This is a genomic window from Georgenia deserti, assembly GCF_042680605.1.
Taxonomy (GTDB): Bacteria; Actinomycetota; Actinomycetes; order Actinomycetales; family Actinomycetaceae; genus Allobogoriella; species Allobogoriella deserti.
The window spans coordinates 320,505-337,895 of record NZ_JBHUEE010000003.1 but is presented as its reverse complement, the minus strand read 5'-3'; the positions used below and the strand labels follow the sequence as shown (position 1 = coordinate 337,895).

Below are 17,391 nucleotides of genomic sequence, written 5' to 3'. Positions count from 1 at the left end.
CGTCGGAAAACACCGAGGCGAGGGCGGGAGGAGCGCGCCGGTGGTGATCTGGGAGGTCGAGGAGGACGACCACACCATCGAGGGTCTGGACGAGAACGGCCGCCCCGACCCCGCGTACGCGGCTGCCCTCGGCCTCCTCGATGCTCCGCTCGGCCGACGTGCAGCCGCAGCAGCCGTCGATATCGTCGGCTACCTGCTGCTTCAGCTCCCGTACCAGATCTTCGGGTTGCCTCTCCTGCTGTCACTGCTGCAGGGGCGCATCAGTTGGTACGGCTTCGTCAACCACCCGCAATTCATCCTTGCGCTGGTGATGACAGGTGTGACGTTCGTGCTCACGCTGGCCTACTGCATCGTTCAGCTCGTGACCCACGGCCGCCGCGGCGCGACGCTCGGCAAGAAGCTCATGGGTATCCGGTCGGTCAACGTCAAGACGCTCGAGCGCCCGGGATTCTGGCGGATGCTGCTGCGCTCCCTGGTCCTGTGGGCGTCCGCGATCGTCGTGCTCGGCCCGGTCATCTTCTTCCTGTCTCCGTTGTTCGACAATGAGAAGCGCAGTCGGGGTTGGCACGACAAGGTGGGGCAGAACTGGTACGTCGACATCCGTCACGGGCTGCAGCCGTATGACGACAAGCGCATGCGCGTCGCACGGAAGATGGTCAAAGCCGAGCCGATACCGAAGCCCAAGGCCCTGCCGTCACTCGCGACACAGGACGGTGGTGCCCAGCAGGAGGCGTACCGTCCCGGCGGGCGGGTGAGCGCGGGAGTGCTCGGCGTCGCGCGACCGCACGGCGCGGGTCCACGGCCGGTCGTGGGACTGTCTGGGCAGGAGACTTCGGAGCCGGTTCAGGAGGAGCCGACTGCCGCGACGCCGGGTCAGCCGGTGTTGGGTGGCTACCGGCCCGGCGAGAGGTCGGGGCACGAGGACATGGACATGTCTGCCGGCGGTTCGCTCTCGACCCGGTCGTCAGCCCCCTCGCCCGCAGCCCCGCCGAGTTCGGGTTCGCCCGCTGCCGCGGAGGCACAGGGTCACGCACCGCCCGCCCGGCCTCACCGCGGCGGGCCCGCACCCGTCGACGCCGCGGGGACGCTCACCCCGGCGCCCCCCACGCGAGGGCCTGAGCAATCGGCACGGCAAAGGGTTCCGACAGCTGGGGATACGGTCTCGACAGACGAAACCGTCCGCCACCCAGGGTCCGCGGCGTCACCAGCTCCGGCTCAGCCGACGCAGGCGCCTGCGTTCGTCCTCGAGCTCGACACCGGTGAGCGGATTGCCGTGGCGGCCGGCGTGGTGGTGGGACGTAACCCGACTGTGCCGGAGGGTGCGGTGGGTGCCAGCCGCCTGCCGGTGGCGGACAGCACTCGTTCGGTCTCGAAGACCCATCTCGGGCTCCGCCCGATTCAGGGCGGCCTCGAGGTGACGGATTTCCGCTCGACGAACGGGACGTTCATCGTCCACGACGGCGCCGAACGCACGCTGGCTCCCTGGGAGCCGGAACTCGCGGTGCCGGGTGACACGGTACGTTTTGGTGACCGTACCGCGGTGGTGGCGCGAGCATGACCGGCCGTCGGCGACTGCGGTGACGAGACAAGGGGGCGTGAAGCGTGAAGGTCAAGCTGACGCTGCATCGTGAAGGTGTGCCGCCGGCCGACATTGTGGTGACAGCGGACTCGACCGCGACCGCGGCTGACGTCGCGCGCCACATCGCCGAAGCTGACCCCGCACGGACAGTCCTGGCGGGTACGGAGGACGTTCTCACCCTGGCTGTCGCTCCGCCCACCGCCGACCAGCTCGAGCCGCTGCAGCCCGACATCCCGATCGGTGAGGCTCCCATAGGGTCCGGTTTCGCCGCCAAGGTGCACAATCTCGGTCAGCACCAGGCGCGAGCTTCCGGTGCCCAGCGACGAAACGCCGTCGGCGTACTGCGGGCGACCGAGGGACCGCTTCGCGGCCAGGAGTTCCCGGTATCGATGGGCCACGCCTCCATCGGCCGCAATGCTGGCAACGACATCGTGCTGGCCGACCCGATGGTCTCGAAACGGCACGCCCGCATCGAGGTTGGCGGCTACGTGGAGCTTGTCGATCTCAACTCGGCCAACGGCGTGCTGGTCGACGGCGAACCGGTTCAGCGCGTCCGTCTCGTGCCCGGGAAGCCCTTCGTCATCGGCGGTAGCACGCTGGTGCTCTACCTGGCCAGCGACTTCGACGGGTCGAGCGAGGACCCGATCCTCGAACGCGGCGGCGGCCTGCTGTTCAACCGCAGCCCCCGTGTCGAGGTGCGCTATCCGGGCGTCGAGCATCCACCACCCCGGATGCCGTCCGAGCTCATGGGCAAGCTATTCCCATGGACCATGCTCGTCGCCCCCATCATCATGGCGGGCGCGATCTTCGCCATCACGGGCCGTGAGCGTGCGCTGCTGCTCATCCTGATGACGCCGCTGATGGCGCTCGGCAACTTCATCAATCAGCGCCGGCAGGCGGGTAACAAGCAGAACCATGAGATCCAACTCTTCGAGCGGCAGTTCGAGAAGTTGGAGGAGACGTTCTATCGCGGCAAGCCGGAGGAGGAGCGTGCGAGGAACGAAGAGGTTCCGCCGGTTGCGGAGGTCTTCGAGCACGCCATGCGGCTGGGACCCATGTTGTGGACACGCAGGCCGGAACACTGGAACTTCCTGGCCCTTCGGTTGGGGACCAGCCGGGCGCCGTCGCGCAACTCGATAGCCGACCGTGACGACCAGGACGGTTTGCCAGAGTACATCGAGCGCGTCGAACGTCTGCGAGAGCGATACCGGTACGTCGACAACGTTCCCGTGCTGGAGTCCTTGCCTGCCGCGGGGTCGGTCGGCGTCGCCGGACCCACCGGACCGGCAGCTGACGCCATGCGTGGCCTGGCGGTGCAACTGTTCGGCCTGCACGCCCCGAACGAGGTCGTCACCGTCGCGTTCGCGGACTCCGAGTGGGTGGGCGAGCTGGAGTGGATCAAGTGGTTGCCCCATACCACCAGTGAGACCAGCCCGTTCAAGGACCAACCCCTCGCGGATTCCGCTCCCACGGCAAACGCACTTCTCAGCTCGCTGGAAGAGTATGTCCTCCGGGCCGGTTCACGGCCGTCCCCCCGTGGTCCGTTCGCCGAGAACTGGAACCCGATGCAGTATGGGACGAATGTGAACCGTGCTGGTGACGAGACGGTCACCAAGGTCCCGATCTCGGTGATCGTCTTCGTCACGAACGATGCGCCCGTCGATCGCGCGCGCCTGACCCAGGTGCTCGAACGGGGTGCTGACGTCGGTGTGCATGCCGTGTTCATCTCGCCGACCGTGGAGTCGCTGCCCGCAACGTGCCGGAGCTTCGTCGATCTCACCGGCGGTCTCGGCGACGCCGCCGTCGGGTTGGTCCGCAACGGCGACCTGTACGAGCACGCTCAGATCGAAGGCGTCTCGAACGCATACATGCACACCTTCGCGCGGCGCCTCGCTCCGGTCGTGGACGCCAGCACGGTCGTGCACGACGCCTCCGACATTCCGAACTCGGTGATGTTCCTATCGCTGGTCGGGCACGAGATCGCCGAGGACCCCAACGCCGTGGTCGATCGATGGCGGCAGAACAACACGATCATCGACCGCTCGGACGCGCCGCGGCCACGCCTGAAGAAGGCCGGAAACCTCCGCGCGATCATCGGCCAGGGCGCGAGTGACGCGATGACCCTCGATCTGCGGACCCAGGGGCCGCACGCGCTCGTCGGGGGCACGACCGGTGCCGGAAAGTCGGAGTTCCTTCAGGCCTGGGTACTCGGTATTGCCTCGGCGCACAGTCCGGACCGCGTGACGTTCCTGTTCGTGGACTACAAGGGCGGATCCGCCTTCGCCGATTGTGTCGAACTGCCGCACTGCGTCGGCCTGGTCACTGACCTCAGTCAGCACCTCGTCCGGCGGGCACTCACCAGCCTCAGGGCCGAACTGCATTACCGCGAGCACCTGTTCAACCGGAAGAAGGCCAAGGACCTGCTCGAGCTCGAGAAGCGGCAGGATCCGGAGTGCCCGCCGGCGCTCGTTCTGGTTATCGACGAGTTCGCGGCACTCGCCGGTGAGGTCCCGGAATTCGTCGACGGCGTTGTCGATATCGCCCAGCGTGGCCGGTCACTCGGCATCCACCTCATCATGGCGACCCAGCGGCCGGCCGGTGTCATCAAGGACAACCTGCGCGCCAACACCAACCTGCGAGTCGCTCTGAGGATGGCGGACGAGGCCGACTCCAAGGACGTCGTCGATGATCCGATCGCAGCCACGTTCCCTCCGTCGATCCCGGGGCGCGGTATCGCCAAGACCGGTCCCGGTCGGCTGGTTCCGTTTCAGTCGGCCTACGCCGGCGGCTGGACCAAGCAGGACGAGGTCACCACTGCCGAGGTCAAGGTGGCCGAACTGCGGCTCGGTTCGGTGGTCGAGTGGGAACCGGACCGTCCGCCGGAGTCCGACTCGGAGGACGAGGACCTGGGTCCGAACGACCAGAAGCGCGTGGTCAACACTCTCATCCGCGCGGCTGATGTCGCTGGTCTGCAGGTGCCGCGACGGCCGTGGCTCGACGACCTCCCGCCGGTCATCGATGTGCGCGATCTGCCGGCCGAGGGCGACAGCCGGGTTCTTCTCGGCCTGGCCGATCTGCCCGAGCGGCAGCAGCAGAACCCGACGTACTTCGCCCCGGATCGCGACGGTTCGCTCCTCATCTTCGGCACGTCCGGGTCGGGAAAGTCGACCGTCCTCAAGACCGTCGCGACGGCAGCAGGTATGCGCCCGGATCTCGGCACGGCACAGGTGTACGGGTTGGACTTCGCCTCGGGGGCGCTTGGTGCCGTCGAGAAGCTGCCACACGTCGGTTCGATCATCGACGGGGACGATGCCGAGCGAATCCAGCGGCTGATGCGCACGCTCGGCAGGGAACTCGACCGCCGGTCTGAGAAGTTCGCTGCTGCCAAGGCCGCGAATCTGAGCGAGTACCGCGACCTGGTCGACCCTGCGTTTCCGCGCATCATGCTGCTGATCGACAACTATCCCGAGTTCAAGAAGGAGTGGGAGATCTCGTCCGCGCGGGCACCCTTCTACCAGGTGTTCATGCGCATCCTCGGTGAAGGACGGCCGCTCGGCGTGCACGCGGTCATCACGGCCGACCGCGGTGGTGCTGTGCCGACGGCGGTTGCGTCCAACATCTCGCGCCGCATCGTGCTGAGGTTGTCGGACGTGAATCAGTACACGTTACTGGGTGCGCCCAAGGACGTTCTCGATGACCAGTCACCTCCCGGGCGCGCAGTCGTCGACAAGAACGAGGTGCAGCTCGCGGTCCTGGGCGGTACGACCAATGCCGCGGAGCAGTCGAAGATCACCGACGAACTGGCTGAGCAGCTCCGGGACAAGGGCGTGCCAGAGGTTCCGGCGATCGGGTCGCTGCCCACCAGCATCGAGACCGTCGAACTGCCCGATCAGGTCGACGGCCAGCCTGTCTTCGGTATTGCGGACGACACGCTTGCCCCGCGCGGGTTCGATCCGGTGGGGTCCTTCGTCATCACCGGCCCACCGCAGTCCGGCAAGACCAACGCACTGAAGGCCCTGGTGACGGCCGTCGAGCGGTTCGATCCGGATGTCCGCCTGTTCCACTTCGGGACGCGCCGCTCGCAGCTCGGCGACTTCCGGGAGTGGGTGCGAAGCGCGGTCCGGCCCGAGGACGAGAAGGAGTTGGCCACTGAGCTTGCCGAGATCGTCGCCGACGAGTCGGTCAGTGGGCGCATCATGATCGTCATCGAGGATGTGCCGCACCTGACGGACGGCCCGGCGGACCGCGCGATGCGCGCCCTGTTGCAGGCCATCAGCAACAGCGATCACGTGCTTGTCGGTGAGGCGGACGTCACCCGTGCCGCAGGTGGTTCGGGTGTGCTCGGCGCCTGGAAGGGCGACCGTCAAGGAATCGCGCTCAAACCTGACGCGCACGACGGGGACACCTTGTTCAAGGTCCCGTTCGGTCGTGTCAAGCGCACGGACTTTCCTGATGGCCGTGGGATCTTCGTCCAAGCCGGTCGTGCCGTGACGATGCAGATGCCATTGGCCTCCGACGCGCCGCTAGGTCGCGACGGTCGTTCTCCCGGCGCGGCAGGTGAGGTGCGTGCCGACGAGCTCGCTCCCGCAGGTCAGGGTGGGTAGTACTCCCCATTGAGTACAGGACGGGGTCCTTCTACATTCATGACAGGCGGTCCAGCTGGGCCCCGAATCCGGAGAGAGGAAGGTAGGAATCCATGAGCGACTTCGGCGCAACCTACGACGAGATGGAATCGACGGCCACCAAGCTGGACGACGGCAAGGAGTCGATCGACAGCCTGCTCGACGAGCTCCAGGGCCACGTGGACGACCTCGTGCAGGAGGGCTTCAAGACCGAGAAGGCGTCGGGCAAGTTCCAGGACGGCTACGACGAACTCACCACCGGCATGAAGGACGCCTCCGAAGGCGTCTCGGACATGGCGCAGGGTCTTCGCGACATGGCCCAGGCCATCCGCGACCTGGACGACCAGCTCGCTGGTTGAGCGATCACGCGAGCGGCTGTGGGGCCGACCTCGTGGGTCGGCCCCACAGATGTCTCGCATCCGGCACCCCGCTTGCTCGAGTGCCGTGAAACCGTCAGCCGTACGAGTACTACGAGGAGTCCGGCGCGATGGCCGACATCTACATCAAGCTCGATGAGCTCAAAGAGGTCAAGACACAGCTGGTCGGCATCGTCGACGAATTCGAGAATGCCACGAGCAACTCCGAAGCCCTCGAGGGGGACATCGGTGACCCGTATGGCCGGAACGAGTTGCGCTCGGAGGCACGCGAATTTGAAGAGCGCTGGGACGATAAGCGCAAGGAGCTCAAGGAGTCCTTGGACAAGGTGCGCGAGCACGTCGAGGCTGTGATCGACGGCGTCGAGGAGTGGGACACGGAGACGGCGATTGAGCTCGAGCCGGACAGCGGCAGCAGTAGCGGCAGTGCGAACCAGGCAGTGTGAGCCAGACGGGAAACGGCTAAGAGGAGCTTGAGTAATGGATCGATCGCCGCGGGGTCGGGAGATCATCTACGTCGAGGGACGTCCCTCGGAGATTGTCTCTCGCGGAAATGAGATCAAGAATCTCGGCGAGAAAATGAGGAACAGCGCCGAGGTGCTTGAGGACATCAAGACTCGCGCCAGCGAAAATCAAGGCGAGGCGATCGAGGCGTTGCGCGAGTCGATCGGCGACTCTTACAAGACGCTGTTCGAGGCTGCCGACCTCTACGAACCTGTCGGACCCGTGATCAGCACGTACGGCGAGGAACTAGGCAGCATTCAGCCAGTGATCAAGCGTCACGTGGATGACTGCGAGTCGCTGTGGTCAACGTACGAATCCCTACCGGGGGACAAGGACCGTCCTGGCGGAGCTGCTGGTGCGATGCGGCAGGCGGGTATGTCGGACGAGGCTCGGGAGGAAGAGGCTGAGGAAGACGAAGCGAAGCAGCAGGCCTATGACGAGTGGAAGACCGAGGCAGAGCTCTTCGACGGAGCCTACGACACCTGGGAGAACGCGTTCGACAACGCCGTCGAGGGCATCGGCGAGGAAATGGCAGGGTCAATCGAAGACAGCTTCTGGGACGACTGGGGCGACTTCATCACGGAGTTCCTGAGCTGGGCATCGCTGGTGCTGGGCGTCGCAGCGCTCATCATCGGTGGCCCGATCGTTGCTGCGCTGGCCGCACTGGCGGCACTGGCGTTCTTGGCTGTCACAATCTACGAGTACTCCGAAGGTAACAAGAGTTTGCTTGACGTCGGTCTCGCCGCACTCGGAATTCTGCCGATTGGTAAACTTGGCAATCTCTTCAAGGCGCTCCATTTCAACGGCGCCGCCTTCAAGGCTATTGGAAAGAGTTCGCTCGGAAACTTTGGAAAGCTGAAGGGCCTGTTTTCGAAACCTGCGCTCGGTGACGGCTTGATCAAGACGTTCCAAAACCGCGGCGCGGGCTCGATGTTCACGCATTTGTTGACCGGCTCGCCGAGGGGCTTTACTAGCGTATACCGTTCACACAAGGCATTCTACGAGGGTGCGGACGCAGGACTCGCCGCTATGCGAAATTCGACGTCGGTACGGAATCTCGCTTTGTTGGACTTCGGGAGTAGCTTCGCTTCCAACGCGTTGGGACACTACGGACGGGCGGCGTCGGCTACGCAGCTCACGCCGATGCCGGACCTGCCGAGTGCGCCAAAGTGGACGAGCGTTTTCTAAGTGACTTCACAGTCGATGACCGAGCAAGGTGGCGAATGGCGACTCGATGTCTCTGACGACATCGAAATTCCTGGCTGGTTCTATGTGCCTAGCGGGCTGGAAGCCAGCGAGGCGGCGGGGTGGGTCGAGGACTGCATGGGAACCCTTCCGGCAGTCATCGGAGACAAGGACTTCGACGGGAATCCCATCAATCCGGAGGAGGTCCGTGCGGCTCTTCGGTCCGTCCTTGACCTACGCGCCTCGGCGGAGTCGGTCGCGATGTTCCAGGTATGGCCTGTACGCGGCCCGGCAGCTGTCACCTGTCATGTCAATATCGTTGCGAGCAGTGCGCTTCCAAATTGGAGCCAGCTCAACGACGCCTACATGCACAGGATCGAGGCTCCACACGTGGGCCCGGGTATGCACTGCGCAACCCGTCGGACGATCACGGTAGCGGAGGAACAAGTCGACCTAGCGTCGGTTCACAAGATCTTCGACAACGGTGATGTCACGCTTATTCTAAGCATCCAGGAGTCGATCGCTGCGCTCGTCTCGTGTGCCCTGCCGGGATTGTTGTCGCTCCAGGAAGTCATCAGGATGGAACGTGCTGACGGTAGACCGTTCGAATCCGTCCCGCTCATGGGAGTGCTGGAGGACGGGGCGTGGCCGTTCGAGGAGGCACCGTGAGTGTAAGTGACCTGCGACAAGCGCTTGGCGCCCAGCCCGATCCCGAGTTCGACCTGGAGTTGCCGACCGGCTGGTCACGTCGTGAGCCTGACGAGGCCACGATGCACGATATGTTGGCAGCGATGAAGCGGCGCCTCATGGAGTCGCACCGACCGGACCTTTATGCGCAGGCGAAGGTATTGGTCGAGCGCGCGTTTGACGACATGCGTCGAGGCGGGGTCTTCGCGTTCTTCTCGGCGACCGACCCTGGTCCCGACACGCTCTTCGTCCCGTCCACCATTAATGCGTCGGTGCGCCGCGCTGAGCCGGGCCAGTCGTTGGACGATGTGGCGCGCGCCCTGATCCGTGACTACAAGGCGACACCTTTGCTTGGAGACAAGCGCACGCTGCGCGTCGAGCGAGAAAAGATGGCGCGCATGGGATCAGAGACCTTGGTCAACCACTCGGTCGTATATCTCACACCGATACCTGGGGCACGGCGGCGACGTGCGCTCCAGCTTGTCGCGGGGTTCGCGCGACGGCCGGAGACGGCGCCGGACGACCCTGCGCTCGATTCGCTCAGGGTCCTCTTCGACACGTGTGTGTCGACGCTACGTTGGCGCCCGGCGCCAACAGTGTGATCACCTGAGGTCTGGTCGTGAACCGCGGCACCGACGAGTGGACGGGGAGTGCAATGGAGCGAGAACAGTCGGTACGGGACTGGGCACGCACGGCAAACTTCTCGTACCCGGTTCGTTGGGGCGAGATTGAGTCGGCCATTCTCGCCCGTGATCTTCCGCCGCTGGACCGAGAGGGCACGACTGGGAGTTTCGCACGCGGAGCTGTCGTGGCGGCCGCAGCCGTTGTTGGCACGCTCGTCTACGGGGCATCGGTTGTCGGTCTCGGACTTGTGGCCGTAGGTGCCTACTTGGCTGAGTCCCCGGGGACGTGGATGGCGATCGCACAGATCGCCTTCATCGTGGCCACGTTGGTGCCGGTTACCGTGCTCATGGCGTGGTGGACGGAGCGTCGGCGAGGCCCGTGGGACGTCCTTGTTTCGGGCTTGACTGCCGCGGCGTCGATCGGGGCCTTCGTCATCTTGGCCACTTTGCCCGAGGAATCGGACGTCGGATGGCTCGGAACGCTGACGCTGGTAGCCGCACTCATCGCGCTGGCGGTGTTCATCGTCATTCTCGCCGCGTCCAAGGGGGGACCGCGTGCACGTAAGCGAGCGTGGAGCCTTAACCCGGGGAAGGATCTGCGCTATATCGCCGCTCGCGAAGAGGTGCTGCAGGTGCTGGTCGAACGTCGCCTGGTGCAGCTCGACAAAGCTGGGCAGCGGAAAGTCCTCGAAATGCCGCTTGGCTCGTGGCACGAACTTGACGAATCTCCCCGCGACTGATCGCTGAATGAGGTGGCTGGTCGCGCCGGCATCGCGCGTTCGGCGGTGCTTGCGCAACTCCCCCGGTAAGGTGCTTGAGCTGTCTATGCAACCGGGCGGACGGTCGGTTAGGCGAGGAGTTCTCAGGAAGTGCACCCATGCAGGAGTCAGAGCCGCTCGAGCGATGGGCGCGCACCGCAGTGTTCCTGAGCCTGTGGGGTGGCGTAGGAACGCACGTCATGTCCCGGCCTTGCCGGCTGAGGAGGAGGGCCTGAACCGGGCGGGGTGTTTCAACTTGTCGGCATTCTCGCGTTTCCTTCGATGCTGTCGTCGGTGTCGTGGGGCACGGCTCGTCCGTGCTGGGTTCGGCCTTCGCCCTGGTGGCGTTGAACGAGACGGGACTCGTGGCTGAGAACTGGATGGTCGGCGTACATCTTGCGTTCGTTGGTGTCCCGATGGTGTCGCTTGCCACGTTCGTAATATGGCTTGATGCGAAGCGCAGGGTGCCGTGGGACCTTGACTTTACCGTATTGTGAGGTCGCGGCTGTGGTCGCAGTCGTCATTCTCGGATCCGGATCTGGTATTCCCGGTGTTGGCATCGCTGGCTGCAAGAGCACAAGTTCTTGAGATCCTTGACAAGCCTAGGTCCTAGGCGGAAGGTCAAGTTCGCGCCAAGTGCCAAGTGCCATCTGATTCATGTTCACGACGTCGAGGTCGTCCTCCACGAAGCCCGCGCTTTTCGGGAACACGGCGCTGCGTGAATAGCGGGCTGCAGACCGTTGGGGCCGCGCGCCATATTCCAGCGTAGGTGCGCGGTACGCCAGACTTGCACCGTGGTGGATCGTCAGCAGCCGGTGGAGGCGTGGATGCGGACCGCGGAGTTTCCGCAGCCGGTGCGGTGGGGAGACATCGAAGCGGCGATCCTCTCGCGGCCGCCTCCAGAGGCTGCGGGCGGGCACGACTACGTCCCTACGGGGCAGGAGCGTGTCGGGGGCAAGGTTGCCTTCGGGATTGTGATGGCAGCCGGGATTCTGATGTACGGACTGCCTGTCATCGGCCTCGGTATCGTCTGGGCTGTCGTCGGCGCCGGCCCCGAGTCGGGGTGGCTCAGCCTCGCGCAGGCAATCCTCTTCGTGTCGCTGACGTTGCCACTGGCGACACTGTCTGTGTGGTGGAGCAGTGATCGTCGCCGCGAACCGAAGGACCTCGTCATCACGGCTGTTACTGGATGTTCCGCGCTGGCCGCACACGTCCTCATCCAGGGCGCCGGCAACGTCGGTAGAGGGCTGCTGGAGATTGTGACCTTGTTGGGTGCGGTCTGCGGCTTCGCTGTGTTCGCCGTACTTCTCCTTGCCTCGAACCCGGGTAGGCGGCGGAGCGGCAAGCGGTCCGGGGTGAGCCAGTCACAGGAGGATCGGTACAACGTTGCCCGTGCGCGCGTTTTGGACATCCTCATCGAGCGCGGTGTCGTTAACGAAGACGAGGTCGACATCGGGTACATGCTCGCCATGCCGCTCGGCACTTGGCGCGATCTCGACAGGCCACGGTAAGGGCAGTTGGGTCGCTGAAGGCCCAACAGCTGACCACTGACAACCGGAAATGAAGATTGCGTGCGGTCTATGTCAGTGTTGAAGAGCGGCCTGATCATGGGGTACAGCCATATGCACACTTACAATCGCCGTGGCCGGCCGTCCAGGAAACGGGGGATTTGTGTGCGGACAGGGACGCGTTGCCGTGCCGCGGCGGTGACCGCGTGCGCCATCGCTGTGGCGGTGGCGGCTTGCGGCCCGCCGTTGCCCAACTCCGTCGTCGCAGATTCAAGCGTTGCGGTCGGGTGGTCGGAGAGACTGACCAGCACGAACGCGGCCGCCGAGCGATCTGCGACGTCTGGAAACCTCGATATTGCCGCAATGACGCGTAGTCAGTTCGCCGAGCCTGTCGAGGACGGGTTCGAACTCGACGAGAGCTTTGGCGAGGTTGCGATCGCGGACCCGGAACCCGATTCGTTTACGGTGCGCTACGACCTGACCGAACCGCAGTGGTCGGACGGCATACCTGTGGACGCCGCCGACCTTCTCCTTGCCTGGGCCGCCGGATCCAATGCGCTCGCCCCGGAAGGCTTCGATCCCGAGGACAACCGCGGTGATGACGGGACGGTTCAGGTGCCGGCGAACGTCGCCTGGTTCGACTCGATGCCCAGCGACCTCGCCAGGAGCGAGGAGATCCCGCAGATCGACGAGTTCGCGCGGTGGATGGACGTGCGATTCACCGAACCGGTGACCGGGTGGCGCACCGCTCTTAACGTCGCCGTTCCCGCTCATGTGGTCGGGGAACGGGCGTTCGACGTCTCGGACCCCATGGAGGCCAAGCAGGCTGTCATCACCGCGATCCAGGAGCGTGATACGACCGCGCTTGCCGCGATCTCCAGGGTGTGGAACGACGGGTTCGACCTCGGTGACGGCGATGGCAGCGGCATTCCCGAGGACGCGCTCCTATCCAGTGGCCCGTACCGGGTGACCGAGGTCGACCAGAGCGTCGCCGACGCTCAGCGAGTGCGCCTCGAGGTCAACCGTGAGTACACCGGCCGCGAGATGCCCGAGTTCGAGCGGGTCGAGCTGGTACGGACCTCGTCGTCGAGTCCGGTCACGGATGTTGGCAACTCCGTGAATGTTGTGCAGGTTCAGCCCACGTCAGGGAACCGCGAGCCGGTGCGTGAACTCGAACGACGGGACTATGGGTTCTCCGCCTCGCACGACGGCACGGTGTGGGCGCTCGTGCTGCGATCGGACAACGGGGAGTTCACGAGCAAGCGAGCGCGAGAGGCGTTCCTGCGTGCTGTGCCCCGGGAGGATGTTGTCGCGCAGGCCGCCGGCCCGTGGGCCACCGAGTACGGATCGACCGACTCGCTGCTGTTCCCGCGGGGGACCGACGGTTACGACATCTCCCGTCAGGACGCCGGCTTCGATGGGGCGTTCGACGGCTCCGTCGGTGACGAGGCGATCGAGGAACGGCGGGCGGCCGGTGTTCCGGACGGCGCGCTCATCTGCGCCCTTTACGACACCGGGGACGAGTTCGCCTCGGCGGCCTTCGAGGCGCTCAAGGCCGGTGTCAGAGAGGCAGGTTGGGATGTCATCGACTGCGGCCAGGACGACGCGCAGTCGGTCGCCGAGGACAGCGACCACTGGCACGCCTACATCGCCCGGATACCGGTGCCGACGACTCCCGACGACGTTTTCGAGTACTGGGGAACCGACGGCGCATCGGCACTGACCGGCACAAAATCGGACGAGCGCGACCGGTTGATCGAACAACTGAGACACACCCCGGACGAGTACGAGGCACGCGACCTGCGCGTGCAGATCGAAGCATCCATTGTCGACGACGCAATCGCCCTGCCGCTGAGCGTGAATCCGATCGTGGCGCTGAGTGATCGGACGGTCGAGGGTGTTGAACTGCGGGCCGGCCCGGCGGCACCCCTGACCTCTCGAGTGTTCGAATGGGGGCTCGCGGAGGAGTAGATGGCATCGGATCACGCGAAGTTCGGACCGCACGGCGACCGGGTCGCCGCGTTCCTCGAGGAGGTCCGGGCGACCGACAAGGCCGGCTGGCACACGTTCGCCTCGCTCCCGCGGGAACCCGGCAGCGGCCGGCAGGCGTCAGCCGCGTTGCGCGAGATCCGGCTCCCCGGTCCCGTACAGAGCGCCGTCCACAGCGCGGCGTTGGCCGCGTTCCGCTCGCTCGAGCTCAAGGCGGACGACCTGCCGGACGGCTATCGGATCATGGCGATCCCGACGGCGATCGACGGTGCCGTGCGGGCGCTCGCGGCCGGGCCGGACCTCGCCCCCGAACATCGCGAGGCGTTGCTCGGCGAGTTCGAACGTGCCGGGTTCACGTCGGTACGGACTGACTGATGAGCTCGCGCTCTCGGCGCATCCGCGGTGACCGAGCGTGCGCCCGAACGCTCACCTGAGCACCACCCGCTCGGGTGGGCTCCACTCCGCCCTCGCTCGCGTTGCCGCCCTCCTCCGGCCCTCTTAGCGTGGCCGGTGGGGAGGGAGACCATGACCCAGCAGCGGACCGTCACGGTCCTTCTCGAGCGGCACGGCACCACGTACGCCGCTCAGGCCGGCATCACCGTGAAGGACACGCCGTCCCCGCTCTATCGGCTGCTCGTGCTGAGCCTGCTGCTCTCCGCCCGGATCAGCGGCGAGATCGCCGTCCGCGCCGCACGCGAGCTCTCGGCGGCCGGATTCCGAACCCCTCGGCGCATGGCCGACGCGACCTGGCAGCAGCGTGTCGACGCCCTCGGCCGCGCCGGCTATCGCCGGTACGACGAACGCACCGCCACCATGCTCGGCGACGGCGCGGACATACTGCTCGAGCGGTACCGCGGCGACCTGCGCCGGCTGCGGGCCGAGGCCGATGGCGCGCGCTCGCTGCACTCCGCCGTCCAGCAGTTCCCCGGCATCGGCAAGGTCGGCGCCAGCATCTTCTGCCGCGAGGTCCAGGCAGCCTGGCCGTCGCTGGCGCCCTATCTCGACCAGAAGGTGCTCGACGGCGCGCAACGGCTCGGCCTACCCACCAATCCTCGGAGGCTCGCCCGCCTCGTCGACGATGCCGATCTACCGCGCCTGGCGGCCGGGTGCGTGCGTGCCGCCCTGGATGACGAGGTTGTCCGGGACGTTCGCGACCACGCATCGTGATCCGCGACTGAACGAGGTTGCGAGATTCGTCGAAAATCTGACGGATTCTGCAACCTCGTTCGCGGCCGGCCCTACTCCCGCAGTGCGGCGACGACCTGCGGTAGCACGCGCGGATCGGTCTGGATCACCAACGTCGTCACCACGGATTCGCGCCACGCCACCGCCTGCTCGCGCAGCTGGGCGGGGTTCCCGGCGAGGGCGACGTCGAGCACCAGGTCCGTCGGCACCGCGGCGGATGCGCCCCCTCGGTCGCCGGCGGTCCACCGCCGGGTCACCTCGGCGCAGGCAGCCTCGTACCCCAACCGCTCGATCGCCCGGCGGTGGAAGTTCGTCGACGCCGACCCCATCCCGCCGATGTACAGCGCGAGATGTGGCCGGAGCCGGTCCGCCGCCTCTGCCACGTCCCGCCCGAGCGAGACCGGTACCGCGGCCGCGACCTCGAACTCCGACGCCGGCCGGGCTTCGGCGGTCCGACGTGCGAACCCGGCGGCCAGGCGCTGCGCATAGACGTCCGAGAGTCGCGGCGAGAACAGGAACGGCAGCCACCCGTCCGCGATCTCCGCCGCCAGCTCGGTGTTCTTCGGCCCCTGCGCCGCGAGCAGAATCGGCAGGTCGGCCCGCAGTGGGTGCACGGTCGCCCGCAGCGCCTTGCCCTGGCCGGTCCCGCCCGATAGTGGGAGCTGGATCTGCCGGCCGTCGAGCCGGACCGGCTCCTCGCGTCGCAGCACCTGCCGGACGACGTCGACGTACTCGCGGGTGCGTTCCAGCGGCCGCGCGTACGGCTGGCCGTACCAGCCCTCGACCACCTGGGGCCCGGAGGCCCCGAGCCCGAGGACGAACCGCCCGCCCGAGAGATGGTCGAGCGTCAGGGCTGCCATCGCCGTCGCCGTCGGCGTGCGGGCCGGCATCTGGGCGACCGCGGTGCCCAGCCGGACACGGGAGGTGCGGGCGCCCCACCAGGCCAATGGGGTGAGCGCATCGGAGCCGTAGGCCTCCGACGTCCACACCGAGTCCAGGCCCAGCTCGTCCGCGGTCGTGACCGCCTCCGCGGCGCCGGGCTGCGGTCCGGCGGACCAGTAGCCGGTGGCGAACCCGAGGCGGAGTGAGTCTGCCGTGTTCATCGCATCCCTTCGATCAGGTGCGCCGCCGCGCGGGCACCCCCGAGGGCGCGGAGGTCCGCGCCCAGTCGTGCCGCGCGTGACCGGAATGAGGCGTCGGTCGAGACGCGTCGGTACGCCGCCTTGATCGCCCGTGGCCGTGGCGTCCCGGTGCCGAGGTCGACGCCGGCTCCCAGCCAGTCGATCCGGGCGGCGATCTCCGGCTTGTCGAGATCGCCGCCTGCGACGACGAGCGGGACGTCGTGGCGCAACGCCTGAACAACCCCGCCGAAGCCGCCGTTGGTGATCACGACGGAGGTGCGTGGCAGCAGCTCCTGATACGGGATCATCTCGGCGACCCGGACGTTGGCGGGCAACGCTCCCCTCAGCGGCGCAGTTCGGTGACCCAGGCCGACCACGAGAAGGAGTTCCTCGTCGGCCAGCGCGTCGATCGTCGGTCGGATCAGGTCGGACGGATCGACGTTGGCCGTGCCCTGCGTGACGTGGACGACGGGCAGCTGTGCCGACTCCACGTCGTCCCACCACGCAGGAAGAGATGAGCGGGGGATGGCCGATTCCCCGCCGTCGTCCATGAGGTCACCGACGAACCGGACGTGACCGGGCAGGTCCGTACGCGGATAATCCAGGCTCGGGGCTCCGGGCGAGATGAGCAGCTGCGGCGAGTACCACATGGTCGGGAAGCCGACTCGGGTGCCTGGAAGCCCAGCCTCGGCCCGTGCCCGCTGATACGCCCGGTCCACCGGTGTCATGGCGAACCGCGTCACCTGGGTCAGAACGGCGTCACGAACCAGGCCGGTGGCTCCGGTCGCTGGGCGCAGGCCGAGCCCCGCCGGCGGTATGCCGCGGCCGGGAAGCCACGCCGGCACGGGGGCGAGCGTGGCCCACCGGGAGCGGGTGCGCTCGGCCGCGAACCGCGTGCCCAGCGCCAGCGGGTCGCCGACGAGGACGTCCCAAGGCTCGTCCTCGTACGCCGCGAGGAGGTCCTCGGTCTGTGCCGCTGCCGTCCCGATGAACAGGTCTTCGAGGTTGTGCAGCACCTGGCGCGGCCCCTTGCGTCCACGCATCCGCGGGAACGTGGCCGCGAGGTCCCGCTCGTCGAAGTCGGGGGCGGCGCGCCACGGGATGCCACGCGCCCCGACCGACTCGAACATCTCGACGTACGCCCGTCCGGTGTACGCCCGCACGGAGTGCCCGCGGCGGACCAGCTCCGCGGTCACCGCACGAATCGGGCGGGCGTGCCCCGCGAACGGCATCGCGGTGACCACGATCGAGGCCAC

14 protein-coding genes are annotated in these 17,391 nt (G+C 66.7%); 12 read left to right on the top strand and 2 right to left on the bottom strand.

Going from position 1 to position 17,391, the window contains the following annotated elements:
- The first annotated feature begins 40 nt into the window (after nucleotides 1-40).
- From ACFSE6_RS08300 to ACFSE6_RS08245, 12 genes are all read left to right on the top strand, one after another.
- Entirely contained in the window at nucleotides 41-1,558 is a 1,518-nt protein-coding gene (locus tag ACFSE6_RS08300; RefSeq protein ID WP_388004905.1) for an RDD family protein, read from the top strand.
- A 44-nt stretch (nucleotides 1,559-1,602) separates the two neighbouring features.
- Nucleotides 1,603-6,183 carry an FtsK/SpoIIIE domain-containing protein gene (locus ACFSE6_RS08295; protein WP_388004902.1) on the top strand — a complete coding sequence of 1,527 codons (4,581 nt, stop codon included), beginning with the start codon at nucleotides 1,603-1,605 and terminating at the stop codon, nucleotides 6,181-6,183.
- 92 nt (nucleotides 6,184-6,275) lie between these two features.
- Nucleotides 6,276-6,560: a WXG100 family type VII secretion target gene (locus ACFSE6_RS08290; RefSeq protein WP_388004899.1), complete on the top strand. Its 285-nt coding sequence runs from the start codon at nucleotides 6,276-6,278 to the stop codon at nucleotides 6,558-6,560.
- Nucleotides 6,561-6,688: 128 nt separating this feature from the next.
- A complete protein-coding gene (locus ACFSE6_RS08285) occupies nucleotides 6,689-7,021 on the top strand; it encodes a hypothetical protein (protein ID WP_388004896.1) in 333 nt (110 codons plus the stop codon).
- A 34-nt stretch (nucleotides 7,022-7,055) separates the two neighbouring features.
- Nucleotides 7,056-8,267 (top strand): hypothetical protein, encoded by a 1,212-nt coding sequence (locus tag ACFSE6_RS08280; protein WP_388004893.1) that lies wholly within the window; start codon nucleotides 7,056-7,058, stop codon nucleotides 8,265-8,267.
- On the top strand, nucleotides 8,268-8,933 hold the full coding sequence (locus tag ACFSE6_RS08275; RefSeq protein WP_388004890.1) for a hypothetical protein: 666 nt from the start codon (nucleotides 8,268-8,270) through the stop codon (nucleotides 8,931-8,933). It begins immediately after the preceding gene.
- A complete protein-coding gene (locus tag ACFSE6_RS08270; RefSeq protein ID WP_388004887.1) occupies nucleotides 8,930-9,553 on the top strand; it encodes a hypothetical protein in 624 nt (207 codons plus the stop codon). Before ACFSE6_RS08275 ends, ACFSE6_RS08270 begins: the two co-directional genes overlap by 4 nt.
- A gap of 311 nt (nucleotides 9,554-9,864) precedes the next feature.
- Nucleotides 9,865-10,314: a hypothetical protein gene (locus tag ACFSE6_RS08265; protein ID WP_388004884.1), complete on the top strand. Its 450-nt coding sequence runs from the start codon at nucleotides 9,865-9,867 to the stop codon at nucleotides 10,312-10,314.
- Between the two features lie 812 nt (nucleotides 10,315-11,126).
- On the top strand, nucleotides 11,127-11,843 hold the full coding sequence (locus ACFSE6_RS08260; RefSeq protein ID WP_388004881.1) for a hypothetical protein: 717 nt from the start codon (nucleotides 11,127-11,129) through the stop codon (nucleotides 11,841-11,843).
- Nucleotides 11,844-12,203: 360 nt separating this feature from the next.
- On the top strand, nucleotides 12,204-13,811 hold the full coding sequence (locus ACFSE6_RS08255; protein WP_388004878.1) for an ABC transporter substrate-binding protein: 1,608 nt from the start codon (nucleotides 12,204-12,206) through the stop codon (nucleotides 13,809-13,811).
- A complete protein-coding gene (locus ACFSE6_RS08250; RefSeq protein WP_388004875.1) occupies nucleotides 13,812-14,204 on the top strand; it encodes a hypothetical protein in 393 nt (130 codons plus the stop codon).
- A 150-nt stretch (nucleotides 14,205-14,354) separates the two neighbouring features.
- A complete protein-coding gene (locus ACFSE6_RS08245) occupies nucleotides 14,355-14,996 on the top strand; it encodes an endonuclease (RefSeq protein ID WP_388004872.1) in 642 nt (213 codons plus the stop codon).
- 71 nt (nucleotides 14,997-15,067) lie between these two features.
- On the opposite strand, the gene ACFSE6_RS08240 is transcribed toward ACFSE6_RS08245, so the two are convergent.
- The gene (locus tag ACFSE6_RS08240; protein WP_388004869.1) at nucleotides 15,068-16,117 is read right to left on the bottom strand and encodes an LLM class F420-dependent oxidoreductase; all 1,050 of its coding nucleotides are present in this window, start codon (nucleotides 16,115-16,117) and stop codon (nucleotides 15,068-15,070) included.
- On the bottom strand, nucleotides 16,114-17,391 hold the full coding sequence (locus ACFSE6_RS08235) for a glycosyltransferase (protein WP_388004866.1): 1,278 nt from the start codon (nucleotides 17,389-17,391) through the stop codon (nucleotides 16,114-16,116). Before ACFSE6_RS08235 ends, ACFSE6_RS08240 begins: the two co-directional genes overlap by 4 nt.